Annotated in this window: 26 protein-coding genes and 2 tRNA genes; 6 read left to right on the plus strand and 22 right to left on the minus strand. The window is 49.4% G+C overall.

Annotation, left to right across the window (positions count from 1 at the left end; genetic code table 11):
- Nucleotides 1-44: 44 nt before the first annotated feature.
- The 10 genes from infB to rlmE all read right to left on the minus strand — a co-directional run bounded on the left by infB (nucleotide 45) and on the right by rlmE (nucleotide 10693).
- Nucleotides 45-2729, minus strand: a complete 2685-nt coding sequence (gene infB / locus M2371_RS13405; RefSeq protein ID WP_034498817.1) for a translation initiation factor IF-2 — start codon at nucleotides 2727-2729, stop codon at nucleotides 45-47.
- A 24-nt stretch (nucleotides 2730-2753) separates the two neighbouring features.
- The gene (nusA, locus tag M2371_RS13410; RefSeq protein ID WP_034498819.1) at nucleotides 2754-4259 is read right to left on the minus strand and encodes a transcription termination factor NusA; all 1506 of its coding nucleotides are present in this window, start codon (nucleotides 4257-4259) and stop codon (nucleotides 2754-2756) included.
- Between the two features lie 27 nt (nucleotides 4260-4286).
- Nucleotides 4287-4739: a ribosome maturation factor RimP gene (gene rimP, locus M2371_RS13415; protein WP_034498954.1), complete on the minus strand. Its 453-nt coding sequence runs from the start codon at nucleotides 4737-4739 to the stop codon at nucleotides 4287-4289.
- A 210-nt stretch (nucleotides 4740-4949) separates the two neighbouring features.
- A tRNA-Met gene (locus M2371_RS13420) sits at nucleotides 4950-5026 on the minus strand.
- Between the two features lie 60 nt (nucleotides 5027-5086).
- Nucleotides 5087-5173: transfer RNA gene (locus tag M2371_RS13425), tRNA-Leu, on the minus strand.
- 45 nt (nucleotides 5174-5218) lie between these two features.
- Nucleotides 5219-5548, minus strand: a complete 330-nt coding sequence (gene secG, locus M2371_RS13430) for a preprotein translocase subunit SecG (RefSeq protein ID WP_034498820.1) — start codon at nucleotides 5546-5548, stop codon at nucleotides 5219-5221.
- Between the two features lie 233 nt (nucleotides 5549-5781).
- Complete coding sequence (gene glmM / locus M2371_RS13435) at nucleotides 5782-7119, minus strand: phosphoglucosamine mutase (protein ID WP_034498822.1); 1338 nt, start codon at nucleotides 7117-7119, stop codon at nucleotides 5782-5784.
- Entirely contained in the window at nucleotides 7112-7960 is an 849-nt protein-coding gene (gene folP, locus M2371_RS13440; RefSeq protein ID WP_259267939.1) for a dihydropteroate synthase, read from the minus strand. The genes glmM and folP overlap by 8 nt, the downstream gene beginning before the upstream one ends.
- Nucleotides 7961-8069: 109 nt before the next feature.
- The gene (gene ftsH, locus M2371_RS13445; protein ID WP_172893120.1) at nucleotides 8070-10007 is read right to left on the minus strand and encodes an ATP-dependent zinc metalloprotease FtsH; all 1938 of its coding nucleotides are present in this window, start codon (nucleotides 10005-10007) and stop codon (nucleotides 8070-8072) included.
- 56 nt (nucleotides 10008-10063) lie between these two features.
- Nucleotides 10064-10693, minus strand: a complete 630-nt coding sequence (gene rlmE / locus M2371_RS13450) for a 23S rRNA (uridine(2552)-2'-O)-methyltransferase RlmE (protein WP_115627163.1) — start codon at nucleotides 10691-10693, stop codon at nucleotides 10064-10066.
- A gap of 126 nt (nucleotides 10694-10819) precedes the next feature.
- On the opposite strand from rlmE, the gene yhbY reads away from it, so the two are divergent.
- The gene (gene yhbY / locus M2371_RS13455) at nucleotides 10820-11113 is read left to right on the plus strand and encodes a ribosome assembly RNA-binding protein YhbY (protein WP_034498826.1); all 294 of its coding nucleotides are present in this window, start codon (nucleotides 10820-10822) and stop codon (nucleotides 11111-11113) included.
- A 106-nt stretch (nucleotides 11114-11219) separates the two neighbouring features.
- Here yhbY and greA read toward each other — a convergent pair whose 3' ends face one another.
- The gene (greA, locus tag M2371_RS13460) at nucleotides 11220-11696 is read right to left on the minus strand and encodes a transcription elongation factor GreA (protein ID WP_034498827.1); all 477 of its coding nucleotides are present in this window, start codon (nucleotides 11694-11696) and stop codon (nucleotides 11220-11222) included.
- A gap of 253 nt (nucleotides 11697-11949) precedes the next feature.
- Here greA and dacB point away from each other — a divergent pair, with 253 nt between their 5' ends.
- From dacB to pmrB, 3 genes are read left to right on the plus strand one after another with little or no spacing between them, the layout of a single operon-like run.
- Nucleotides 11950-13383 (plus strand): serine-type D-Ala-D-Ala carboxypeptidase, encoded by a 1434-nt coding sequence (gene dacB / locus M2371_RS13465; protein ID WP_172893119.1) that lies wholly within the window; start codon nucleotides 11950-11952, stop codon nucleotides 13381-13383.
- A 3-nt stretch (nucleotides 13384-13386) separates the two neighbouring features.
- Nucleotides 13387-14049, plus strand: a complete 663-nt coding sequence (pmrA, locus tag M2371_RS13470; RefSeq protein ID WP_172893118.1) for a two-component system response regulator PmrA — start codon at nucleotides 13387-13389, stop codon at nucleotides 14047-14049.
- A complete protein-coding gene (gene pmrB, locus M2371_RS13475; RefSeq protein WP_259267940.1) occupies nucleotides 14046-15104 on the plus strand; it encodes a two-component system sensor histidine kinase PmrB in 1059 nt (352 codons plus the stop codon). The genes pmrA and pmrB overlap by 4 nt, the downstream gene beginning before the upstream one ends.
- Before the next feature lie 51 nt (nucleotides 15105-15155).
- Here pmrB and cgtA read toward each other — a convergent pair whose 3' ends face one another.
- The 4 genes from cgtA to rplU form a co-directional block, all read right to left on the minus strand.
- The gene (gene cgtA / locus M2371_RS13480) at nucleotides 15156-16328 is read right to left on the minus strand and encodes an Obg family GTPase CgtA (RefSeq protein WP_115627160.1); all 1173 of its coding nucleotides are present in this window, start codon (nucleotides 16326-16328) and stop codon (nucleotides 15156-15158) included.
- A 16-nt stretch (nucleotides 16329-16344) separates the two neighbouring features.
- The gene (locus tag M2371_RS13485) at nucleotides 16345-17310 is read right to left on the minus strand and encodes a DMT family transporter (protein ID WP_034498835.1); all 966 of its coding nucleotides are present in this window, start codon (nucleotides 17308-17310) and stop codon (nucleotides 16345-16347) included.
- Nucleotides 17311-17428: 118 nt separating this feature from the next.
- Nucleotides 17429-17686: a 50S ribosomal protein L27 gene (gene rpmA, locus M2371_RS13490; protein WP_024549632.1), complete on the minus strand. Its 258-nt coding sequence runs from the start codon at nucleotides 17684-17686 to the stop codon at nucleotides 17429-17431.
- Between the two features lie 18 nt (nucleotides 17687-17704).
- Nucleotides 17705-18016 (minus strand): 50S ribosomal protein L21, encoded by a 312-nt coding sequence (rplU, locus tag M2371_RS13495; RefSeq protein ID WP_034498836.1) that lies wholly within the window; start codon nucleotides 18014-18016, stop codon nucleotides 17705-17707.
- A gap of 261 nt (nucleotides 18017-18277) precedes the next feature.
- On the opposite strand from rplU, the gene ispB reads away from it, so the two are divergent.
- Together ispB and sfsB are read left to right on the plus strand one after the other, a co-directional pair.
- Complete coding sequence (gene ispB, locus M2371_RS13500; protein WP_034498838.1) at nucleotides 18278-19249, plus strand: octaprenyl diphosphate synthase; 972 nt, start codon at nucleotides 18278-18280, stop codon at nucleotides 19247-19249.
- 224 nt (nucleotides 19250-19473) lie between these two features.
- Nucleotides 19474-19737: a DNA-binding transcriptional regulator SfsB gene (gene sfsB / locus M2371_RS13505; protein ID WP_034498839.1), complete on the plus strand. Its 264-nt coding sequence runs from the start codon at nucleotides 19474-19476 to the stop codon at nucleotides 19735-19737.
- A gap of 49 nt (nucleotides 19738-19786) precedes the next feature.
- Here the strand turns inward: sfsB and murA are convergent, their stop codons facing one another.
- The 7 genes from murA to mlaF form a co-directional block, all read right to left on the minus strand.
- The gene (gene murA, locus M2371_RS13510) at nucleotides 19787-21058 is read right to left on the minus strand and encodes a UDP-N-acetylglucosamine 1-carboxyvinyltransferase (protein ID WP_034498841.1); all 1272 of its coding nucleotides are present in this window, start codon (nucleotides 21056-21058) and stop codon (nucleotides 19787-19789) included.
- 53 nt (nucleotides 21059-21111) lie between these two features.
- A complete protein-coding gene (gene ibaG, locus M2371_RS13515; protein ID WP_034459734.1) occupies nucleotides 21112-21366 on the minus strand; it encodes a BolA family iron metabolism protein IbaG in 255 nt (84 codons plus the stop codon).
- Between the two features lie 125 nt (nucleotides 21367-21491).
- Nucleotides 21492-21794 carry a lipid asymmetry maintenance protein MlaB gene (gene mlaB, locus M2371_RS13520; protein WP_034498843.1) on the minus strand — a complete coding sequence of 101 codons (303 nt, stop codon included), beginning with the start codon at nucleotides 21792-21794 and terminating at the stop codon, nucleotides 21492-21494.
- Nucleotides 21794-22423, minus strand: a complete 630-nt coding sequence (mlaC, locus tag M2371_RS13525; protein ID WP_172893116.1) for a phospholipid-binding protein MlaC — start codon at nucleotides 22421-22423, stop codon at nucleotides 21794-21796. The genes mlaB and mlaC overlap by 1 nt, the downstream gene beginning before the upstream one ends.
- An 18-nt stretch (nucleotides 22424-22441) precedes the next feature.
- Nucleotides 22442-22993 (minus strand): outer membrane lipid asymmetry maintenance protein MlaD, encoded by a 552-nt coding sequence (gene mlaD / locus M2371_RS13530; RefSeq protein ID WP_034498847.1) that lies wholly within the window; start codon nucleotides 22991-22993, stop codon nucleotides 22442-22444.
- Nucleotides 22994-22997: 4 nt separating this feature from the next.
- Nucleotides 22998-23780 carry a lipid asymmetry maintenance ABC transporter permease subunit MlaE gene (mlaE, locus tag M2371_RS13535; RefSeq protein ID WP_034498957.1) on the minus strand — a complete coding sequence of 261 codons (783 nt, stop codon included), beginning with the start codon at nucleotides 23778-23780 and terminating at the stop codon, nucleotides 22998-23000.
- A gap of 7 nt (nucleotides 23781-23787) precedes the next feature.
- Nucleotides 23788-24603, minus strand: coding sequence for a phospholipid ABC transporter ATP-binding protein MlaF (gene mlaF, locus M2371_RS13540; RefSeq protein WP_172893115.1), 816 nt, complete (start codon nucleotides 24601-24603; stop codon nucleotides 23788-23790).
- Between the last annotated feature and the right edge of the window lie 156 nt (nucleotides 24604-24759).

Here is a 24759-nt window from a genome sequence, read left to right on the forward strand (position 1 = left end):
GGCGCTCGGCCCCCTAAAGATATTAGCTATGTACTCGGCTGATATCAGGCGATAGTACGCTGGATTTCGATGATTTCGAATACTTCGATCACGTCACCAACACGCACATCGTTGTAGTTCTTCACGCCGATACCACATTCCATACCGTTACGAACTTCGTTCGCGTCATCTTTGAAGCGGCGCAGAGATTCCAGCTCGCCTTCATAGATAACAACGTTGTCGCGCAGTACACGGATTGGGTTGTGACGTTTGACCACACCTTCGGTAACCATACAACCTGCGATTGCGCCAAATTTAGGCGATTTGAACACGTCGCGAACTTCGGCCAGGCCGAGGATCTGTTGTTTCAGTTCCGGAGACAGCATACCGCTCATTGCTGCTTTAACTTCGTCAATCAGATGATAGATGACGGAGTAGTAACGCAGATCCAGGCTTTCAGATTCAATTACGCGGCGTGCAGATGCATCAGCACGTACGTTGAAGCCAACCAGAATAGCGTTAGAAGCTGCAGCAAGCGTTGCGTCAGTCTCAGTGATACCGCCCACGCCTGAACCGATGATTTTAACTTTAACTTCATCAGTAGACAGTTTCAGCAGGGAATCGCTGATCGCTTCAACAGAACCCTGAACGTCTGCTTTGAGCACAACGTTCACTTCAGACACTTCGCCTTCGGTCATGTTGGCGAACATGTTTTCCAGCTTAGATTTCTGCTGGCGAGCCAGTTTAACTTCGCGGAATTTACCCTGACGATACAGAGCAACTTCACGAGCTTTTTTCTCGTCACGAACAACTGTTACTTCATCACCCGCTGCCGGAACACCGGACAGACCCAGGATTTCAACAGGAATAGACGGACCCGCTTCAGTCACTTCACGACCCATTTCGTCACGCATTGCACGAACACGGCCATATTCGAAACCACAAAGAACGATGTCGCCTTTGTTCAGGGAACCTTCACGAACCAGAACAGTTGCTACCGGACCACGACCTTTATCAAGGAAGGATTCGATAACCACACCGCTCGCCATACCGTCACGCATTGCTTTCAGTTCAAGAACTTCAGCTTGCAGCAGGATTGCGTCCAGCAGTTCGTCAATACCTGTACCTGCTTTAGCAGACACGTGGATGAACTGGCTTTCGCCGCCCCACTCTTCTGGCATGATGCCGTACTGAGACAGTTCCTGCTTAACGCGGTCTGGATCAGCTTCTGGCTTATCGATTTTATTCACCGCAACAACTACCGGCACCTGCGCCGCTTTCGCGTGCTGGATAGCTTCGATAGTTTGTGGCATTACGCCATCGTCTGCAGCAACAACCAGAACAACGATATCCGTCGCCTGAGCACCACGAGCACGCATAGAAGTAAACGCTGCGTGGCCCGGAGTATCCAGGAAGGTAACCATACCGTTGTCAGTTTCTACGTGGTATGCACCGATGTGCTGGGTAATACCACCCGCTTCGCCAGACGCTACTTTAGTAGAGCGAATGTAGTCGAGCAGTGAAGTTTTACCGTGGTCAACGTGACCCATGATGGTAACAACCGGCGCACGTGACTCAGCAACTGCGTCAGTGTCACGGTCGCTCATCAACGCTTCTTCCAGTTCGTTTTCACGACGCAGGATTACTTTGTGGCCCATCTCTTCGGCAACCAGCTGTGCGGTTTCCTGGTCGATGACCTGGTTGATGGTTGCCATTGCACCCAGTTTCATCATTGCTTTGATGACCTGAGAGCCTTTAACAGCCATTTTGTTAGCCAGTTCTGCAACAGTAACGGTTTCGCCGATTACGACGTCACGGTTAACTGCCTGTGCAGGCTTGTTGAAGCCCTGCTGCAGTGAACTTGGTTTACGCTTGCCTTTACCACCACGAACTGCAGCACGAGCTTCTTCACGGTCAGCTTTAGACTCGCCGTGTTTGCCGCCTTTTTTCTGGCGTGGTGCTTTAGTTGTCGCAGTGCGAGCGCGAGTACGACCTGCTTCAACTTCACGGTCGTTTTCGTCTTCAGCCTGGCGAGCATGCTGAGAGGTGGTGACATGGTAATCAGATTTGTCGTCTTCCACTTTCTCTTCTTCCGTCCATACACCTGCGTTAGCTTCAGCCATTTTACGGGCCTCTTCAGCTACACGGCGGGCGTCTTCTTCTAATTTGCGACGGGCTTCTTCTTCAGCAGCGCGCTTCAGCTCGGCAGCTTCTGCTTCGCGGCGGGCTTTGTCGGCCTGGGCGCTTTTCGTCATATCGTCTTGTTGATTGCTCACTTTGTCTTTTTCCGCAGCTTCACGTTTCGCTTTATCAGCGGCTTCACGCTTAGCTTTATCTTCAGCTTCACGTTTAGCTTTTTCTTGCGCCTGACGATTGGCAGCTTCCTGCGCCTCACGTTGGGCTTGCTCTTCCGCTTCACGCTGCGCCTGTTCTTCCGCGGCAAGACGTTCAGTCTCTTGCGGATCACGTTTCACAAAGGTGCGCTTCTTGCGGACTTCGATTTGTACCGATTTACTTTTCCCACCGGTACCTGGAATGTTTAAAGTACTGCGCGTTTTGCGCTGTAATGTCAACTTATCTGGCGCAGAACCATGTTCACGGTTCAGGTGCGCCAGTAATGTTTGTTTCTCCTGGGCCGAGACAGAATCATCAGCAGCCTTAGGGATCCCTGCATCAGCAAATTGCTGTACCAGGCGGTCCACGGAGGTCTGAATCTCTGCGGCCAGCGCTTTTACGGTTACATCTGTCATGCTGTTCCTTCCTGCTACAGTTTATTACGCTTCGCCGCCAAACCAGCAGATATTGCGAGCAGCCATAATCAATTCACCGGCCTTCTCGTTAGTTAAACCTTCAATATCTGACAGATCGTCGACACCTTGCTCAGCCAGGTCTTCCAGCGAGCTCACACCGCGCGAAGCGAGTTTAAAGGCCAGATTGCGATCCATACCTTCGAGGTTCAGCAGATCCTCTTTAGGTTTGTTATCGCCCAGGCTTTCTTCCTGCGCCAATGCCAGCGTGGTGAGGGCGTTTTTGGCGCGATCACGTAATGCTTCCACTGTATCTTCATCAAGGCCATCAATTTCCAGCAGCTCTTTCATTGGCACGTAGGCCAGTTCTTCGAGAGTGGAGAAACCTTCTTCTACCAATACAGTGGCGAAGTCCTCGTCGATTTCGAGGTATTTAGTAAAGGTATCAATGGCCGCATGTGCTTCAGCCTGATGCTTAGCTTGCAGGTCATCAACAGTCATAACGTTGAGTTCCCAGCCGCTCAGTTGAGCAGCCAGACGTACGTTCTGACCATTACGACCGATAGCTTGTGCCAGATTGCCTGCCTCTACCGCGATGTCCATTGTATGTTTGTCTTCATCAACAACAATGGAAGCTACGTCTGCTGGAGCCATAGCATTGATAACAAATTGCGCTGGGTTATCGTCCCACAACACGATATCAATACGCTCGCCACCCAGTTCAGTAGAAACAGCCTGGACACGCGCACCACGCATGCCAACACAAGCCCCTACTGGGTCGATACGCTTATCGTTGGTTTTCACAGCGATTTTCGCACGAGAACCAGGATCACGCGCCGCAGCTTTAATTTCAATAACTTCTTCGCCGATTTCCGGCACTTCAATGCGGAACAGTTCGATCAGCATTTCAGGCTTGGAACGACTAACAAACAGTTGAGCGCCGCGAGCTTCCGGACGCACAGCATAAAGCACACCGCGGATACGGTCACCTGGGCGGAAGTTTTCACGCGGTAACATATCTTCGCGAGGAATTACTGCTTCAGCACTCGTGTTAGAGCCATCGATCGGGCGAACTTCAAGCGAAATATTATCACGGTTAACTTTCTTAACCACGCCTGTGATGATCTCACCTTCTAGCTCGCGGAACTGATCAACTACCATTGCGCGTTCAGCTTCACGTACTTTTTGTACGATAACCTGTTTTGCGGTCTGAGTAGTGATACGGTCGAAAGTCACAGATTCGATCTGGTCTTCAACGTATCCGCCAACATTCAGCTCTGGATCTTCGAATTGAGCTGCATCAAGGGTAATTTCACGCGTAGGTTGGGTCACTTCTTCAACAATAACCCAGCGGCGGAAAGTATCGAAGTCACCACTTTTACGATCGATGCTGACACGCACATCAATCTCTTGTTCGTATTTTTTCTTGGTCGCTGTTGCAAGTGCACTTTCCAGCGCTTCGAAAATCTTCTCGCGCGGCAGTGATTTTTCATTGGAAACTGCTTCTACAACAGCCAAAATTTCTTTGTTCATCCTGGGTTTTCACCTCAATCCAAACTATTAAAAGTGGGGTACCAGGTTCGCTTTCTGGATGTTGCTCAGCGCGAACACTTCATCTTTACCTTCCACCGTGACCGTGATCATCTCACCTTCTACGGCTTTAATTATACCCTGCCATTTACGACGGTTTTGCACAGCCATTCGCAACACAATGCTCACTTCTTCGCCGGTAAAGCGAACGTAATGCTCTGCGGTGAACATTGGGCGATCAAGGCCTGGTGAGGAAACTTCCAGGTTGTAAGCTACAGTGATAGGGTCTTCGACATCCAGAACTGCACTTACCTGGTGACTGACATCAGCACAATCATCAACATTGATGCCAGCTTCACTATCAATATAGATGCGCAGCGTAGATTGGCGACCTCGAACGAATTCGATACCGACTAATTCATAGCCCAGCGCCTCGACCGGTGCTGAAATCATCTCTGTTAATTTTTGCTCTAATGTGGACAAGCCCACCCCCGAGAAATAAAAAAAGGGCATATAGCCCAGTTATTCTGAAGTCAGATAACAAAAAACCCCGATAAATCGAGGCTTTATATAACTGAACCCTGTACACCGCGATTGCGGCCCGGACACCATCCAGGAGAATTTTTTTCTAAATTCTTCGCGAGGCACCAACTGGTGTTCACAGTATATTTGAAAAATAACTCTCAGGGAAAGTGGTTGCGGGGGCCGGATTTGAACCGACGACCTTCGGGTTATGAGCCCGACGAGCTACCAGGCTGCTCCACCCCGCGTCCGAAAACGTGGCAAATATTACGCCGATATTGCATAAAATGCAAGAAATGCAGATATTTTGGTACCGAGGACGGGACTTGAACCCGTAAGCCCAATCGGGCACTACCACCTCAAGGTAGCGTGTCTACCAATTCCACCACCTCGGCACTTTGCGTACGGTAATCATTTCTTACCGTACAGAAGCTTACTACTTACTGCGGGATATCGCTGCTCGGCTTGGTAGGTGCCGCTGGCTGTGACTCAGTTTTTGTTGGCTGAGTTAAGTTATCCCACACACTTCCTTTATCGGTTTTGTTGGTATTGAGGTTACCCAGTACCAGGCTGATGATAAAGAACAGCGTTGCTAACACAGCGGTCATACGGGTCATGAAGTTACCAGAACCGTTAGAACCAAACAGCGTAGCGGAAGCGCCTGCTCCGAAAGAGGCTCCCATATCAGCGCCTTTACCTTGTTGCAGCATGATAAGACCCACAAGGCCCAAGGCTACAATAAGGAAAACAACTAAAAGAGCTTCGTACATATTATCAACCTGTTCCTTGCGGTATTACCGCATACCAAAGCTTCAAACCAGTCAAGCGGATACGTTTAAGTTTACCCACTGAAGCGGGTGAGAATACTAACCAAAGCCTTCGAACTGCGCAAGGGCAATTTATTCACATTTCGCTGACTGCGGAAAAAAACAGCAACACACCCGCTTTCGCCTGGAAAACAGGCGGCAAATGCCGCCTTTTCACACAATAACCAAACGTGACTTTACACTGCTTTTACAGCATCAGCGATACGGTTGGCATATTCAATGACCAACGCTTCATCTTCACCTTCCACCATTACGCGGATGAGAGGCTCTGTGCCGGATTTACGCAGTAACACGCGGCCACGATTGCCTAGCGCCTCTTCAACTTCAGCAGTCACTTTTTTCACTGAGTCGTGTTCAAGTGGATCACCGCTGCCTGCGGTAAAGCGTACATTAACCAAAATTTGCGGGAATAATTTCATTCCGCTGCACAAGTCATGCAAGCTCATATGGTTACGCACCATTGCTGTGAGTACTTGCAAACCTGCAACGATACCGTCGCCAGTAGTGGTTTTATCCAGAAGAATTACGTGGCCTGAGTTTTCAGCGCCAATTCTCCAGCCTTTTTCCTGAAGTTTTTCCAGAACATAACGGTCGCCCACTTTTGCGCGAGCAAACGGAATACCCAGCTGTTTGAGTGCCAGTTCCAGTCCCATATTGCTCATCAGCGTACCGACAGCGCCACCGCGTAATTGGCCCTGACGCAAACCTTCGCGAGCAATGATGTAAAGAATTTGGTCGCCATCAACTTTATGGCCCAGGTTATCCACCATGATGACACGGTCGCCATCCCCATCAAGCGCGATACCAATATCAGCCTTTTCAGCCAGCACACGCTCCTGAAGCATACGCACGTCAGTCGCACCGCATTTTTCGTTGATGTTGACGCCGTTAGGCTCACAGCCCACAGTAATAACCGTTGCACCCAGCTCGCGCAGCACATTTGGCGCAATGTGGTACGTTGCACCGTTGGCACAATCGACAACAATTTTCAGGCTGTTGAGGCTTAATTCGTTCGGGAATGTGCCTTTACAGAATTCAATGTAGCGACCCGCAGCGTCAACGATTCGGCTGGCTTTGCCCAGTTCCGCTGAATCCACGCAGGTAATTTCTTTTTCCATTTCCGCTTCGATAGCTTCTTCGACTTCGTCCGGCAATTTAGTACCGTCGATGGAGAAGAATTTAATTCCGTTATCATAGAACGGGTTATGGGATGCAGAGATAACGATCCCTGCTTCAGCACGGAATGCACGGGTCAGATAAGCAACGGCAGGCGTTGGCATCGGGCCAGTGAAAGAGGCAGACAGCCCTGCTGCCGCCAGACCGGCTTCCAGAGCAGATTCCAGCATATAACCAGAGATACGGGTGTCTTTACCGATAATAATTTTACGCGAGCCGTGGCGCGCTAATACCTTACCTGCAGCCCAGCCGAGCTTGAGCACAAAGTCAGGGGTAATTGGAGAATCGCCTACACGACCGCGGATGCCATCTGTGCCAAAATATTTACGGTTACTCATAGCGTTTTTTTTCCTTCGCTGAAAGTGTGGCTTCCACCACGCGCATCGCTTCGACTGACTCTTTTACATCGTGAACTCTAATGATATTAGCCCCTTGCATTGCAGATATTACCGCGCAAGCAAGACTGCCGCTCAGACGTTGATCCGGTCCGACGTTCAGCAATTGGCCAACCATTGATTTACGCGACATCCCCACCAACAGCGGTAAGCCAAAGTGGTGGAATTCGGAGAGTCGGGCTAAAAGTTGATAATTATGGGTTAGATTTTTACCGAAACCAAAGCCCGGGTCGAGCAACAATTTTTCTTTTGGGATTCCGGCTGCTTCGCAGCGAGCGATTTGGTCGATAAAAAAGCGATTCACATCGGCAAAGACATCATCGTAATGCGGCGCTTGCTGCATATTTTTAGGTTCGCCCTGCATGTGCATCAGGCAAACAGGTAACCCTGTTTCTGCGGCGGCTTCAAGTGCGCCAGGTTCTTGCAAGGAACGAATATCATTGATGATATGCGCACCGACTCTTGCTGATTCACGAATCACTTCAGGTTTCGACGTATCCACAGAAATCCACACTTCAAAGCGCTGGGCAATGGCTTCCACAGCAGGAATCACACGGGATAACTCTTCGTCGATACTCACTTCAGCCGCACCGGGGCGCGTGGACTCACCACCAATATCAATAATCGTCGCGCCAGCGTTAATCATCGCATTCGCGTGTTTCACGGCTTCCACTAATGAATTGTGCTGCCCACCGTCAGAAAAAGAATCGGGTGTGACATTTAAGATCCCCATGATATGAGGGTGCGAGAGATCGAGCGTAGTGCCCTGTGCGGTGAGTTTCATCAAAATTCCCTGCATAGACTTTGGTTAAAACAAAAAAACAAAAAAACAAAAACCCCGGGACAAGCCCAGGGTTTTATAGATTACTGCATTAACATCTGGCAGTGACGACTTATTTATCGCCCAACTGCTCTGACATAGTATTTCCAGGATTCGGCGTGCGCGGTTCATCGACCGGACGCGGTGCACGTGGTGTACCGTTATTATCAGAATTGTTGTTGCCGTTGTTTGAATCTTCCCAACCTGCTGGCGGACGCACATCGCGACGATTCATCAGGTCATCAATCTGAGGCGCATCGATGGTTTCATACTTCATCAATGCGTCTTTCATGGTGTGGAGAATATCCATATTTTCATTCAGGAGCTGGCGTGCGCGAGCATAGTTACGCTCAATCAACAGCTTCACTTCCTGATCGATGATACGCGCAGTTTCATCGGACATATGTTTTGCTTTCGCCACGGAACGACCCAGGAATACTTCGCCATCCTCTTCCGCATACAGCAACGGACCGAGTTTCTCAGAGAAGCCCCATTGGGTGACCATGTTACGGGCAATAGATGTCGCTACTTTGATGTCGTTAGACGCACCGGTAGAAACATGCTCAGCGCCGTAAATAATCTCTTCAGCAAGACGACCGCCGTACAGCGTAGAAATCTGGCTTTCCAATTTCTGGCGGCTGGCGCTGATTGCATCACCTTCCGGCAAGAAGAACGTTACACCCAACGCACGACCGCGAGGAATAATCGTTACTTTATGCACTGGATCGTGTTCTGGAACCAGGCGACCAATAATCGCATGCCCTGCTTCATGATATGCGGTGGATTCTTTTTGCGCTTCCGTCATCACCATGGAGCGGCGTTCCGCACCCATCATGATTTTGTCTTTCGCTTTTTCGAATTCAACCATCGACACTACGCGCTTGTTGCCACGGGCAGCAAACAGAGCAGCTTCGTTGACCAGGTTTGCAAGGTCAGCACCGGAGAAGCCTGGAGTACCACGTGCAATAATTGCTGGATCGACGTCTGGAGCCAGTGGCACTCGGCGGCTATGCACTTTCAGGATTTGCTCACGGCCACGCACATCTGGCAGACCAACCACAACCTGACGGTCGAAACGGCCCGGACGCAGCAATGCTGGGTCAAGTACGTCTGGACGGTTAGTCGCAGCGATAACGATGATACCTTCGTTACCTTCGAAACCATCCATTTCAACCAGCATCTGGTTCAGTGTTTGTTCACGTTCATCGTGACCACCACCCAGACCCGCGCCACGCTGACGGCCTACGGCGTCGATTTCATCGATAAAGATGATGCATGGTGCCGCTTTCTTGGCTTGCTCGAACATGTCACGAACACGGGATGCACCCACACCGACGAACATTTCTACGAAGTCAGAACCGGAAATAGTAAAGAACGGCACTTTCGCTTCACCTGCAATAGCTTTCGCCAGCAAGGTTTTACCGGTACCAGGAGGGCCAACCATCAGCACGCCTTTCGGAATTTTACCGCCCAGTTTCTGGAAACGGCTTGGCTCACGAAGGTACTCAACCAGTTCAGCAACCTCTTCTTTTGCTTCGTCACAACCAGCAACATCAGCAAAAGTGGTCTTAATTTGGTCTTCGGTGAGCATACGCGCCTTGCTCTTGCCGAACGACATGGCACCTTTGCCACCCCCGCCCTGCATCTGACGCATAAAGAAGATCCAGACCCCAATTAGCAATAGCATTGGGAACCAGGAGATGAAAATAGAAGCCAGCAAGCTTGGCTCTTCAGGCGGTTCGCCTACTACTTTCACATTTTTGGTCAGCAGGTTATCAAGCAGTTTAGGATCGTTAACGGGGATGTAAGTCGTGTATCGGTTACTATCTTTCTTGGTAACTTTGATTTCACGTCCATTGATACTCGCTTCACGAACCTGGTCCTGATTCACTTCAGACAGGAAAGTGGAGTAATCCACCCTACGGCCGTTTGACTCGCTGGGCCCAAAGCTCTGGAACACAGACATCAGCACAACCGCGATGACCAGCCAGAGTATTAGGTTTTTCGCCATGTCACTCAAGGGATTAACCTCATATTACAACTGTGTTAACAAACAGCGTCAGGGGACTATAATTTTCGCCCAGTCGCTACAATGTACACTTCACGTGAGCGGGCACGAGAAGAGTCCGGTTTACGAACCTTAACTGTCGTAAACAGGGAGCGAATTTCTCGTAGGTATTCATCGAAACCTTCGCCCTGAAACACTTTCACTAAAAAACTACCGCCCGGTGCCAGAACATCACGACACATTTCCAGTGCCAGTTCTACTAAATACATGGCCCGAGGAATATCAACTGCCGGTGTCCCGCTCATATTTGGAGCCATATCTGACATGACAACCTGAACTTTACTGTCACCAACACGATCCAGCAGAGCTTTCACGACTAGTTCATCACGAAAATCGCCCTGAAGGAAATCAACACCAACGATAGGATCCATTGGTAAAAGATCGCAAGCAATGATTCGCCCCTGGTTCCCGATTTGAGTCACAACATATTGTGACCAGCCTCCGGGAGCCGCACCAAGATCAACAATAGTCATTCCTGGCTTAAAAAGTTTGTCACTTTGCTGTATTTCATCAAGTTTAAACCAGGCACGGGAACGCAACCCTTTTTTATGCGCCTGAATTACATATTTATCGCTAAAGTGTTCCTGCAGCCAGCGACCAGAGCTGGCAGAACGCTTTTTACCTGTCATCTCATTTTCCAACTTTGTTCATCGTGAGTAGCAGGCTGTAGAGTTATCAGCACAGCCGATTTGGCGATACAGTAGAGATGGCGGTAGAATGAACCGTTTTCAATCCCAACGTAAGCAAATAATACGATGAATCTGAGTACTAAACAAAAACAGCACCTGAAAGGTCTTGCACATCCGCTCAAGCCTGTAGTCATGCTTGGCAATAACGGTTTGACCGAAGGGGTACTGGCCGAGATTGAACAAGCGATCGAACATCATGAGTTAATCAAGGTGAAAATCGCAACTGAAGATCGCGAAACTAAAACCTTGATCGTGGATGCCATCGTGCGTGAAACCGGCGCCTGTAATGTACAGGTTATCGGTAAAACGCTGGTGCTCTATCGCCCGTCTAAAGAGCGCAAGATTTCTCTGCCGAAATAAGCAGAGAGTGTGCAAAATGCCACGCTCTGTTAGTTGATAAAAGGCCGCGGTGCGGCCTTTTTCCTTTCTTTACAATACTCCACGCCATAAAAAAGCGTAGCAGAAATTATAAATATTCCACTTTAACTATCTCAAACTCTACATCGCCACCCGGGGTCCGGATAACAACAACATCATCCTGCTCTTTACCCACAAGGCCACGAGCAATCGGTGAGTTCACCGAAATAAGATTCTGTTTAAAATCAGCTTCATCGTCGCCAACAATGCGATAAGTCTGCTCTTCGTCGTTGTCCAGGTTCAAAACAGTCACACTCGCACCGAAAATAACGCGGCCATTATTTGGCATTTTTGAGATATCTATAACCTGAGCGTTGGAGAGCTTAGCTTCGATGTCCTGGATACGGCCTTCACAAAAACCCTGTTGCTCACGCGCGGCATGATATTCAGCGTTTTCTTTCAAATCGCCGTGTTCGCGGGCGTCAGCAATCGCGGCAATAATTTGCGGGCGGCGTACGGACTTCAGGAAATCCAGCTCTTCACGTAATCTTTCTGCGCCACGTAGGGTCATCGGAATAGGTTGCATTGTTATACCTCTTCAAAACTATCCTGTTCAGAACTGCCCTGCGGCACTCCTGAATCCAGAGCCGAGTCTGCATTAATAAGGCAAACCCCTGGCACTAAGCAAAATAAAACTGACCCGGCGCAAAGCGCCAGGTCAGGAACGGTTTCCAACTTGACCTGTATTTTACCCTGGAGTTCCCTGAGGGTCATCGTTTACTTTGCACTGCGATGCACCGTAGTATGACGGCACGTTTCCAGGTTGTTACCGCGAGATTATGCGATTTTTTAGATTTGTCATTGGATTGACCAGTGCTGTGGTGTTTACCGTCCAGGCTGCCAACATTGAAGAATATACTTCCCAGTTGCCTGCTGGTGCGAATTTGGCTTTGATGGTGCAAAAAGTGGGTGCTCCCGCTCCGTCGATTGACTATCACAGTCAACAGATGGCGCTGCCTGCCAGTACCCAGAAAGTCATTACTGCGCTAGCCGCACTGCTACAACTCGGTCCAGACTTCAGGTTTACTACCACCCTTGAAAGCCGGGCTCAAGTGAGCAACGGTGTTTTACAAGGCGACCTTATTGCACGATTTGGCGGCGATCCGACGCTAAAACGCCAGGATATTCGCAACATGGTTGCGGTTCTGAAGAAATCGGGCGTCCAGCAAATTCAGGGCAATGTGCTCATCGATACTTCCATTTTTGCCAGTCATGACAAAGCGCCTGGCTGGCCGTGGAATGACATGACGCAATGCTTTAGCGCCCCACCGGCGGCGGCCATTGTTGACCGAAATTGTTTTTCCGTTTCGCTCTACAGCGCACCTAAAGCGGACGATTTAGCCTTTATCCGCATTGCCTCTTACTACCCTGTCGTGATGAATAGCCAGGTTCGTACCCTCGCCAAAGGCTCTCCGGACGCACAGTATTGCGAGCTGGATGTCGTTCCTGGGGATCTGAATCGCTTTACGCTCACCGGCTGTATGACTCAACGCGCCGACCCACTGCCACTCGCATTTGCGATTCAGGATGGCGCAAGTTACGCAGGCGCGATTTTAAAAGCCGAGCTTAAGGAGGCGGGAATCAGCTATAGCGGAACTCTATTACGTCAGACGCTATCTAATACCCCAGGAACTGTTATCGCCAGCAAACAATCGGCACCCTTGCACGATTTGCTAAAGGTCATGCTGAAGAAATCAGACAACATGATTGCCGATACCGTTTTTCGTACCATCGGCCATAACCGCTTTGGTGTGCCGGGAACCTGGCGTGCCGGCGCGGACGCAGTGCGTCAAATTCTGCGGCAGAAAGCAGGTGTCGATTTAGGTAACAGTATTGTTGTGGATGGTTCAGGCTTATCTCGCCACAATCTCATTTCTCCAGCCACGATGATGCAAGTGTTGCAATACATCGCGCAGAATGACACTGAGCTTAACTTTATTTCAATGTTACCGTTAGCGGGTTATGACGGGTCATTACAGTACCGCGCAGGTCTTCATCAGGCGGGTGTTGATGGAAAAGTTTCGGCGAAAACAGGTTCACTGCAAGGGGTCTATAACCTTGCAGGATTTATTACCACTGCCAGCGGCCAGCGCATGGCCTTTGTGCAATATTTGTCAGGTTATGCTGTAGAGCCTGCCGATCAACGTAACCGTCGTATCCCGTTAGTGCGCTTTGAAAGTCGCCTCTATAAGGATATCTACCAGAATAATTAAGTTATGAAACTGCTGATTGTTGAAGACGATTTACTGTTACGGGAAGGCCTGGTGCTGGCACTGAACAGCGAGGGTTATGCTCTGGATTGCGCAACAACAGCTGCTGAAGCAGATGCGCTGATTGAAAGCGGTGAATACGGCTTGGTAATCCTTGATCTTGGCCTGCCGGACAAAGATGGCGCTACGCTGCTCAGGCAGTGGCGCCGTCGCAGTATTAGCACGCCAGTGCTAATACTTACAGCACGTGATGCGCTGGAAGACCGTGTTAATGGCCTGGACTCAGGCGCTGATGATTATCTGGTTAAACCCTTTGCTTTAGCCGAATTACAAGCCCGCACCCGGGCACTGATTCGCCGTTATCAAGGCCATAGCGATAACCTTCTCCAGCATGATGACCTGACTCTCAACCTGCAAACTCAGCAGGTATTATTGCAAGATAACCCCGTCGAGATCACGCCTAAAGAATTCGCATTACTGACACGCTTGATGATGCGTATCGGGCAAACGGTACACCGCGAGACATTACAGCAAGATATCTACAGCTGGCAGGACGATCCTGGCTCCAATACGCTTGAGGTACATATTCACAATCTCAGGCGTAAATTAGGCAAGGACAGAATCAAAACCGTACGTGGCGTGGGCTATCGGCTGGAGAGTCGAAAATGAACAGTATGCGCCAGAGGTTAATGATTCTCCTCGCGCTTATCTTACTGTTTTTCCAGTTAATCAGCGTTATTTGGTTGTGGCATGAAAGCCGTGAGCAAATCAGTTTTCTGGTCAGTGAAACGCTATCAGCCAAAGCTCGAAACCAGCATGTAGAGAAGGAAATCCGGGAGGCGATTGCATCTCTGTTGGTTCCTTCCCTGGTGATGATTGGATTCACGCTATTCTTCTCATTCTGGGCAATCACCTGGATTACACGTCCGTTGAATCGCCTGCGCACCAGCCTTGCTAATCGATCGGCCGACAACCTGTCACCTCTGCCTATGTATTCAGACATGGATGAGATGGTGGCTGTAACTAATTCGCTAAACCAGTTGCTGGCACGTCTGGACAATACTATCCAGCAAGAACGTTTATTTACTGCTGATGCCGCCCACGAATTACGCACGCCACTGGCCGGACTGCGTTTGCACCTTGAGTTAATGGCCAACTCAGGCATTCAGCAAGCCCCTATGCTGCTGGAGCGCATCGATCAGCTCATGCATACCATTGAACAGTTGTTGATGCTCTCGCGTGCAGGGCAAGCGCTGGCAAGCGGTCAATACGATACATTGAACTGGAATCGCGACATCATCGCCCCGCTCAAAATGGAAATGGAGGAGATGGTTGCCCTGCGTGGGCAAAACATTATCTGGCCAAGCGAAAGTGCTGATATGGTGCAAGGAGATGCAGTGCTGCTTCGCCTGATGTTGCGGAACCTGATGGAAAATGCATCCCGCTATAGCCCAACAGAAAGCACCATCACGGTGTCATTAGTGACTCAGGGAAATGGCGCAGTGCTGGGGGTTTCCGACCAGGGACCAGGTATTGACGAAGAACATCGCCAGACGATAACCGATCCCTTCCGCCGTATGGATCAACGCTATGGTGGCAGCGGGCTGGGACTGAATATTGTCCAGCGTATTGTTCATCTTCATAACGGGAAATTGACGTTAGATAGCGGAGCGGATGGCATTGGGCTACAAGCTTGCTGCTGGATCCCAGCGCAAAACCAATAATTGAGACATAAAAAAGCCGGGAAACTTCCCGGCTTTTTATTGGATAACGTTTTATTTCTGATAGATGATTTCGACGCCTTCGTCGTCATCTTCATCCCAGTCGTCATCCCAGTCTTCGTCTTCCTCTGCTTCCACCGCATCGAGTTGCTGCTGATGATAATCATCCCACATAAACTCAACTTTCTCTGGCGCGACAGGTTGAAGCTCGGCAACTTTCGGGTTAGCAATGATAAAGTCCATCACATCCCAGCAAAGTGCATTAACGCCTTCGCGATTAACCGCTGAAATCAGGTAGTACTTCTCTTCCCAACCCATCGCAGTAGCAATTTCTTTCGCACGCGCTTCTGCGTCTTCTTTGCTCATCAAATCGCATTTGTTGAAGACCAACCAGCGTGGCTTCTCAGCAAGTTTCTCGCTGTATTTTTCCAGTTCACCAATGATGACACGGCCATTTTCAACCGGATCAGATTCATCAATTGGCGCGATATCGATGAGGTGCAATAACACACGGCAACGCTCAAGGTGTTTCAGGAAGCGAATACCAAGGCCTGCACCTTCAGCGGCACCTTCAATTAACCCTGGAATATCGGCAACCACAAAGCTCTTCTCGTTATCCATACGAACAACGCCAAGGCTTGGAATCAATGTGGTAAACGGATAGTCCGCTACTTTTGGTTTAGCCGCAGAGACAGAACGGATAAAAGTGGATTTACCCGCATTCGGTAAACCCAGCATGCCGACGTCAGCCAGCAGCAACAGCTCAAGCTGAATATCACGCTTCTCACCCGGCGTACCCATGGTTTTCTGACGTGGCGTACGGTTTACAGAGGATTTGAAACGGGTGTTACCCAGACCGTGCCAACCGCCCTTAGCTACCATTAGCTTCTGACCGTGCTGGGTCATATCACCCATGGTTTCGCCAGTGCCCTGGTCGATTACACGCGTACCTACTGGGACTTTTACGGTGATATCTTTACCACGTTTACCGGTGCAATCACGGCTCTGGCCATTTTGACCACGTTCAGCGCGGAAAGATTTTTCAAAGCGATAGTCGATTAAGGTATTGAGGTTTTCATCCGCCTCAAGCCAAACATCGCCACCATCGCCGCCATCACCACCGTCCGGGCCGCCCCTGGGAATATATTTTTCACGACGGAAGCTAACGCAGCCGTTACCGCCATCACCTGCTACGACCAGGATCGTTGCTTCATCAACAAACTTCATTTTACTTCTCCGTAAATCATTCGCCCGAACGTTGTACTGGAAGAACAGCTTCGGTTTTGCGCCAACGTCCCCAAAGACGGTGACCAATGGCTGAATACATTGCACCTGCAACCACGACGAACGCGCCGAAATAACCCACAAGGTTAAGTATCGGCATGGCGAAGAAATCGGGCCAGGCTAACGCTAATAAATCTGAAAATAGCAAAGTAAACAGCGGGGTTAGCGTAATAATGGCGCTAACCTGTGCCGCCTGCCACCGTGCCATGGCTTCTGCCAGTGCCCCATACCCAACCAGTGTATTCAGGCCACAGAAAACTAAACATGCCAGTTGCCATTGACTGAGTTGGAAGACTTTATCCAACTGAGCCAGCGGCAAAAGCGCAAGAGTACATAAAGTGTACAGCAAAAAGAGGATCTGTTGCGAGGCCAGGCGGCGTAATAATACCTTCTGCGCCACACCATAGGTGACCCACACTGTCGCCGCCAGAACACCAAAAATCACCCCAAGGGTGTAATCTGTCAGGCGGGTAAAAATTTCTATCAGGCTAGTGTTAAAGAACATCACCAAGCCACAAAGCAGCATTATGGCGCCGATGACCTGTGTGCCGCGCATTTTCTCTTTAAGCACAACCACACTTGCCACCATCATTCCCACAGGGGAAAGCTGGCCAATAACCTGAGATGCCGTTGGACTCAAGTACTGCAAAGACGAACTAAACAGCAAGAAGTTACCGAACAATCCCCCCGTTGCGATGGCAAGTAATACCAACCAACGTGGTTTTCGGAACAGGCGCAAGGGCGGTAATTTCCCGCGTATAGCGAGAATGGTACCTAAACCCAAACTTGCCATCAGGAAGCGATAAAAGACGACTGTCGGCGGTTCCATTACCGTCAGGACTTGTTTCATCGCGATTGGCAAAGCACCCCAGCATATTGCTGTAGTTAGTGCCAACAGAATGCCAATGCCTGCCTGCTGTTTCATTATCTATTCCTGCAACCCGAAATCTGAAGAATATACTTCATTGATTTACCGGTCGCAGAATGTAAAAAGCCCCGCAACGTGTTGCGGGGCTTTTATCCGTTACCGGGACGCGAAAAACTTATTCAGCAACGATGCTGATGAATTTACGGTTTTTCGGACCTTTAACTTCGAACTTAACTTTACCGTCAGTCAAAGCGAACAGAGTATGATCTTTGCCGCAACCTACGTTGGTGCCAGCGTGGAATTTAGTACCACGTTGACGAACGATAATGCTGCCTGCCAGAACTGCTTCACCGCCGAAACGTTTTACGCCCAGACGTTTAGCTTCGGAATCGCGACCGTTACGAGTAGAGCCGCCAGCCTTTTTATGTGCCATTTAATATGCTCCCCTGTATTAAGCGCTGATGCCGGTGATTTTCACATCAGTGAACCACTGACGATGACCCTGCTGCTTACGGTAGTGTTTACGACGACGAAACTTAACAATCTTAATTTTCTCGCCACGACCATGAGCAACAATTTCAGCTTTAACTACGCCGCCATCGACGAAAGGAACGCCGATTTTGATTTCTTCACCATTAGCGATCATCAGAACTTCTGCGAACTCAACTGCTTCGCCAGTTGCGATGTCCAGCTTTTCCAGGCGAATGGTTTGACCTTCGCTTACTCGGTGTTGTTTACCACCACTTTGGAAAACCGCGTACATATAAAACTCCGCTTTCCGCACGCACCTTACGTATGTTTCAGGTGGCGCTATAAATATTCACAATAGGGCGCGAATATTACGCAAAACGAGAGCCTTTGACAAGCCCTGTCATGAAACATGGTAGAAAAAAAACGCAACATCACACCAGCCGTTTATCTGCCTCGTTTTTTCAGTACAATCTGTACTACATTATTACTCCTCTACCCTCACGTGATTCCGTAAAGACATGTGGTAAACAGGACTTTAAGCCAGACTTTTGCGATGAATTTAGAAAAAATTAATGAGTTAACCGCGCAAGATATGGCGGGAGTCAATGCGGTCATCCTTGAGCAGTTGAACTCAGATGTCCAATTGATCAATCAGTTAGGGTATTACATCGTCAGTGGCGGTGGTAAACGTATCCGTCCAATGATCGCCGTTCTTGCTGCTCGCGCGCTGGGTTATCAGGGCAACGCGCATGTGAATATTGCTGCGCTCATTGAGTTTATCCATACAGCAACGCTGCTGCATGATGATGTGGTAGATGAATCAGACATGCGCCGCGGCAAGGCTACAGCCAATGCCGCATTTGGCAATGCTGCCAGCGTATTGGTGGGTGATTTTATTTATACCCGTGCCTTCCAGATGATGACGCAACTCGGCTCGCTCAAGGTACTTGAGGTCATGTCCGAAGCGGTAAACGTGATTGCCGAAGGTGAAGTTCTGCAATTGATGAACTGCAATGACCCCGATATTACAGAAGAAAGTTACATGCGGGTGATTTACAGCAAAACGGCACGTTTGTTTGAAGCAGCCGCGCAATGTTCCGGTATTTTGGCCGATGCCACTGAAGAGCAAGAGAAAGCATTACAGGATTATGGTCGTTATCTGGGAACCGCTTTCCAGCTGATTGACGACCTGCTTGACTACAGTGCCGACGGGCAAACGCTGGGCAAGAATGTTGGTGATGACCTGAATGAAGGCAAACCGACTCTTCCGTTGCTGCACGCAATGCGTAACGGTAACGCAGAGCAAGAAAAAATGATTCGTGAAGCCATTGAGCAAGGCAACGGGCGTCATTTACTTCAACCCGTACTGGATGCGATGGCGGCCTGTGGTTCTCTAGAGTGGACTCAATTACGCGCAGAGCAAGAAGCGGATAAAGCAATTGCGGCTTTAGCCGTTCTTCCAGAAAGTGAGCATAAAGAGGCTTTAATTGCTCTTGCTCATATGGCTGTTCAACGCGACCGTTAAACTTCCTGGCGCGCCATTTTAATGGCGCGCTAAGTTTCCAATAAATTTATCCACCACCTCAGTCACCAACCTCATAGCAATCTGTTTTCATTGGTTTTCATTCACTTTGTGTGGGCTCACACAGATTTAATTTTTTACGTTATTTATTGGAATCTTTTGGATGATTGTCATGTTATAAATGCTCTTGAGTAAACCGGTAAAACGAAGCGGTTTCAGGGAGAAACATGGAAAGTAAAAATTCTGACTGGCACCCAGCAGACATCATCGCAGGGTTACGTAAACGGGGAACATCTCTGGCAGCTGAATCAAGGAAAGCAGGCCTGAGTTCATCGACGCTGGCTAACGCGTTGACGCGCCCCTGGCCCAAAGGTGAGTTAATCATCGCACAAGCGTTAGATATTTCGCCGTGGGTAATTTGGCCCTCTCGTTATTACGATCCGCAAACCGATCAGTTCATTGATCGAGCTTGTTTGATGCGTAAACGATAAAAAAACCGGGCAAGCCCGGTTTTCTCTTTTTGAGTATCAGCAGAAAAATTTATTCGCCGCTGCCACTACCTTTCACGCGTTCAATCTGCGCACCTAACGCTTGAAGTTTATCTTCAATGCGCTCGTAGCCACGATCGATGTGGTAAATGCGGTCAACAACTGTCGTTCCTTCGGCGATACAACCCGCCAAAACCAGGCTTGCCGAAGCACGCAGGTCTGTTGCCATCACTTGCGCACCAGACAGTTTTTCAACGCCGTGGCAAATCACGGTATTGCTCTCGATTTCTGCATGAGCGCCCATACGGATAAGCTCAGGAACATGCATGAAACGATTTTCAAAGATGGTTTCAGTGATAACGCCCGTACCTTCAGCTACCAGGTTCAACAGGGTAAACTGAGCCTGCATATCGGTTGGGAAACCAGGGTGTGGCGCAGTACGGATTGTCACGCCTTTTGGACGCTTGCCGTGCATATCCAGGCTCACCCAGTCTTCGCCAACTTCTACATCAGCGCCAGCTTCGCGTAGTTTCGCCAGCACGGCATCAAGCGTGTCTGGTTGAGCATTACGGCAAACAATTTTGCCACCAGAAATGGCCGCAGCAACCAGGAAAGTCCCGGTTTCAATACGGTCAGGCACGACGCGATAAACGCCGCCACCGAGGCGTTCAACGCCCTGGATAGTAATGCGGTCAGTACCTGCACCGGTGATTTTCGCACCCAGAGTATTCAGGAAGTTCGCCGTATCAACGATTTCTGGCTCGCGGGCAGCGTTTTCGATGATGGTGGTGCCTTCAGCAAGCGTAGCAGCACTCATGATGGTAACAGTAGCGCCAACGCTTACTTTATCCATCACGATATGCGCGCCTTTCAGACGGCCATTAACGGAAGCTTTAACGTAGCCTTCTTCCAGTTTGATTTCTGCACCAAGTTGTTCAAGACCTGTAATGTGCAAATCGACCGGACGTGCGCCGATTGCGCAGCCACCAGGTAAAGAAACCTGACCCTGGCCAAAACGTGCAACCAACGGCCCAAGCGCCCAGATAGAAGCACGCATGGTTTTCACCAGGTCGTACGGCGCACAGAAAATATTAACTTCACTGGCGTCGATCCACACTGAACCGTTACGTTCAACTTTGGTACCCAACTGGCTTAACAGCTTCATTGTGGTATCAATGTCTTTCAGTTTTGGAACGTTTTGAATCTCAACTGGCTCTTCGGCCAATAGAGCGGCAAAGAGGATCGGCAGAGCGGCATTCTTCGCCCCGGAGATCGTCACTTCACCACTCAGTCGGGTTGGCCCGTGAACTCGAAATTTATCCATTGAAACTGCTCTCTATTAAATTCAAATCGTTACAACCCGCCGTGGCGAATTGCTCAAAAACCATTAAGTTTACGATCGCGATCCCACTCTTGCGGAGTATAGGTCTTGATGGAAACCGCATGAATACGGTTATCTGCAATCAGTTCCATCAATGGCGCATAAACTGTTTGTTGCTTCTTCACGCGACTTAACTCGGCGAATAACTCACCCACCGCAATCACCTGAAAATGGCTGCCATCGCCTGAGACGTGGACTTCCTGTAGGGGCAGTGCGTTCATCAGCACTGTCTGAATTTCATGATTTTCCATGGGATATAATTCGTCGATTAATGAAACAAGCCACACATCTTAGAGGAAAGTGGCGCTGGCTTAAATAAGCAAAAAGCCCCTGATCCAATTAGATCAGGGGCAATGATAGTAACGCTATGAAAACACTAGCCTGCAAAAGCAGGAAGGATGTCTTCAGGTAGGTTATAAAGTTTGGTCAAAGTCTGAAGGTTATCGCTTGCACCCTGAAGCTCAACCTCCACATTTTGGCGTCGAGCAAAGGCCACAAGATGAATCAGCAGCGCTAAACCTGAGGTATCTACGCGCGAAAGGCCTGAAAGATTCAAAACCTTGATACCCGCCATGATTTGCTCACGCTGACGCCATAACGGCCCCACGGTATCGCTGTCCAACTCACCTGTCAGATGCAAGGTTTCAGATTCACACTGCCAGCTAAGCTCGTCGGCCATTACTTTTTATTTTCCAGAGTGATTGGCAGTTTAGAGATTGATTGCAGTTGAGACGTCAAACCTTCAATCCCTTTGGTGCGTAGGATATCGCTCCACTCATTTTGCTTGGTGGTGATCATACTTACACCTTCAGCAATCATATCGTAAGCCTGCCAGTTGCCTGTCTGGCTGTTCTTACGCCACTGGAAATCAAGACGCACCGGTGGACGACCATTCGGGTCAATGATAGTGACGCGAATAGCAATAATGGTGGCATTACCCAGCGGTTGCTCTGGGGCGATTTGATAAGATTGCCCGTTATACATAGCAAGTGCCTGGCCGTAAGCCTGTTTCAGATACTCTTCAAATGCTTTGAAATAGGCCTCACGCTGCGCAGGCGTTGCATCTTTATAGTAACGACCTAATACCAGCGCACCTGCGTATTTAACCTGCACATACGGCAGAAGCTCCTGACCCACGATCTCGCGCAGATAGTCAGGATTTTGACGGATTTTAGGTTGTTCGTTTTTGAGACGATCAAACGTTTTTTGCGCCGCTTCGCCCATCAGCTTGTAAGGATTGCTCTGATCCACGGCATGCGCCAGTGGTGCGATAACCAACATAGCAATCATAATAAGTCGTTTAAACATAACACTCGTCCTCTTAGATTAGTGCGTCGTGCCAGGCTGTGGCTCTGCGCTATTATTCTCTGAATTCTGCGAAGGGGTATCCCCTGAATTCTTATTATCACCATTGCCGCTCTTATACAGGAACTGACCAATCAGGTCCTCCAGTACCAGCGCCGATTTAGTGTCCTGAATCGTGCCACCTTCTTTAAGGATAGATGACCCAAGCTCAGGGTCATCAAAACCGAGGTTTAGGGCAAGATATTGCTCACCCAGTAAACCCGAGGTGCGGATCGCCAGCGAGCTGGTATCCGGGATGCGGTCATAGCGTGTTTCGATATCCATGGTGACGCGAGGTAAGTACGTTTTCGGATCAAGTGTAATATCGTCAACGCGGCCAATCACCACACCACCGAGGCGCAGCGGAGAACCCGTTTTCAGGCTACCGATATTATCAAAAGTCGCGTAGACCCGGTATGTTGGCTCACTGCGTAACGAAGTGACATTTGCCACTTTCAGGCACAAGAAGACGATGGCAGCCAATGCGATAATTAAAAATGCGCCAACCCCAGTTTCAAATTTCTTAGTTTGCATGAACTTAATTCCCAAACATCAGTGCTGTGAGCACAAAATCCAGACCTAAAACGGCCAGTGAGGCATGCACAACGGTACGTGTTGTTGCCCGGCTAATCCCTGCGGACGTAGGAATGGCATCGTAGCCATTGAATAATGCAATCCAGGTCACTGTTATCGCGAACACCACACTCTTGATGACACAGTTAACCAGATCGGTACGCCAGTTGACGGCATTTTGCATCGCAGACCAGAAGAACCCTGCATCAATTCCCTTCCAGTTAACGCCAACCAATGCGCCACCCCAGATACCCACAGCGACAAAGATAAGCGTCAGCAGTGGCAACGAAATGACACCGGCCCAAAATCGAGGTGAAACGACGCGACGCACCGGGTCAACCGCCATCATCTCCATACTGGAGAGTTGCTCTGTCGCTTTCATCAGGCCAATTTCCGCAGTCAACGCTGAACCTGCACGCCCGGCAAATAATAGAGCTGCAACAACAGGCCCAAGTTCACGCAGTAGCGACAATGCGACCAACATGCCGAGACTTGATTCCGCACTATAAGTTGTCAGAACCAAATAACCTTGCAGACCTAGAACCATGCCGATGAACAAGCCTGACACAATGATGATTAGCAGCGACAAAACGCCAACATTGTAAATCTGGCGAATGAGTAATGGCGCATGTTTGCGGAATTCCGGTTTCCCCACCACCGCATTAACAAGCATTATCCCGGCCCGACCAAATGACGCGCAGGTTTTCAATCCCCGCCGCCCGAACGATGCCAGTGCATTAAAGAGCATGAGCAACTTAACTCCCTGTTTCTGATAATAAGTCATCCCGATAATCCGCTGCCGGATAACGGAACGGTACAGGTCCATCGGCAATACCATCGAGGAATTGACGTACACGTGGATCGCTATTTTCACGCAAAGCTGTTGGAGTCCCTTCGGCTACAATGTGCTGATCCGCCGCAATATAGGCATAATCGGCAATGCTAAGCACTTCAGGCACGTCGTGGGAAACTACAATACAGGTCACACCCAACGCACTGTTTAATTCTGAAATCAGTTTTACCAATACCCCCATAGTAATAGGGTCCTGGCCAACGAATGGCTCATCAAACATAATCAAATCGGGTTCGAGTGCGATGGCACGGGCAAGTGCTGCCCGTCGGGCCATACCGCCAGACAGTTCGTTAGGCATCAGTTTAGCGGCTCCACGTAATCCAACCGCTTCAAGCTTCATCATCACGGTGCTACGCAGCAACTCTTCCGGTAAGCGGCGGTGCTCCCGAAGAGGATATGCAACATTTTCAAAGACATTGAGATCGGTAAATAGCGCGCCAGATTGAAACAGCATACTCATGCGTTTGCGAACAGTGTATAAACGTGAGCGCGACATCGCGGGTACATTTTCACCGTCAAACAGGATTTCACCGCTGTCGGGCTGAATTTGTCCACCGATCAACCGTAGTAGTGTTGTTTTACCAATACCTGAAGGCCCCATTATGGCGGTAATCTTGCCGCGCGGCACGTTCAGTGAAATATTGTCAAAGATGCGCCGACTGCCGCGGGTAAAACTAACACCGCGAATTTCGACCAGATTCGTCTGCGTCTGGCTCATCATCTTTCCTTTTATCAAGTTCACGGACGAGGCATTGAACGGAAACTCAGTTCCAACCCATCATTTTTACAGAATATTACCCGTCCCGATTAGCGAAAACTGGCATTTGTTTTACTTTTCTGCCGCATAAAGTCAGAATTAAGAATTATGCTCAGC

The organism is Buttiauxella sp. BIGb0471, assembly GCF_024807715.1.
GTDB classification, from domain to species: domain Bacteria; phylum Pseudomonadota; class Gammaproteobacteria; order Enterobacterales; family Enterobacteriaceae; genus Buttiauxella; species Buttiauxella agrestis.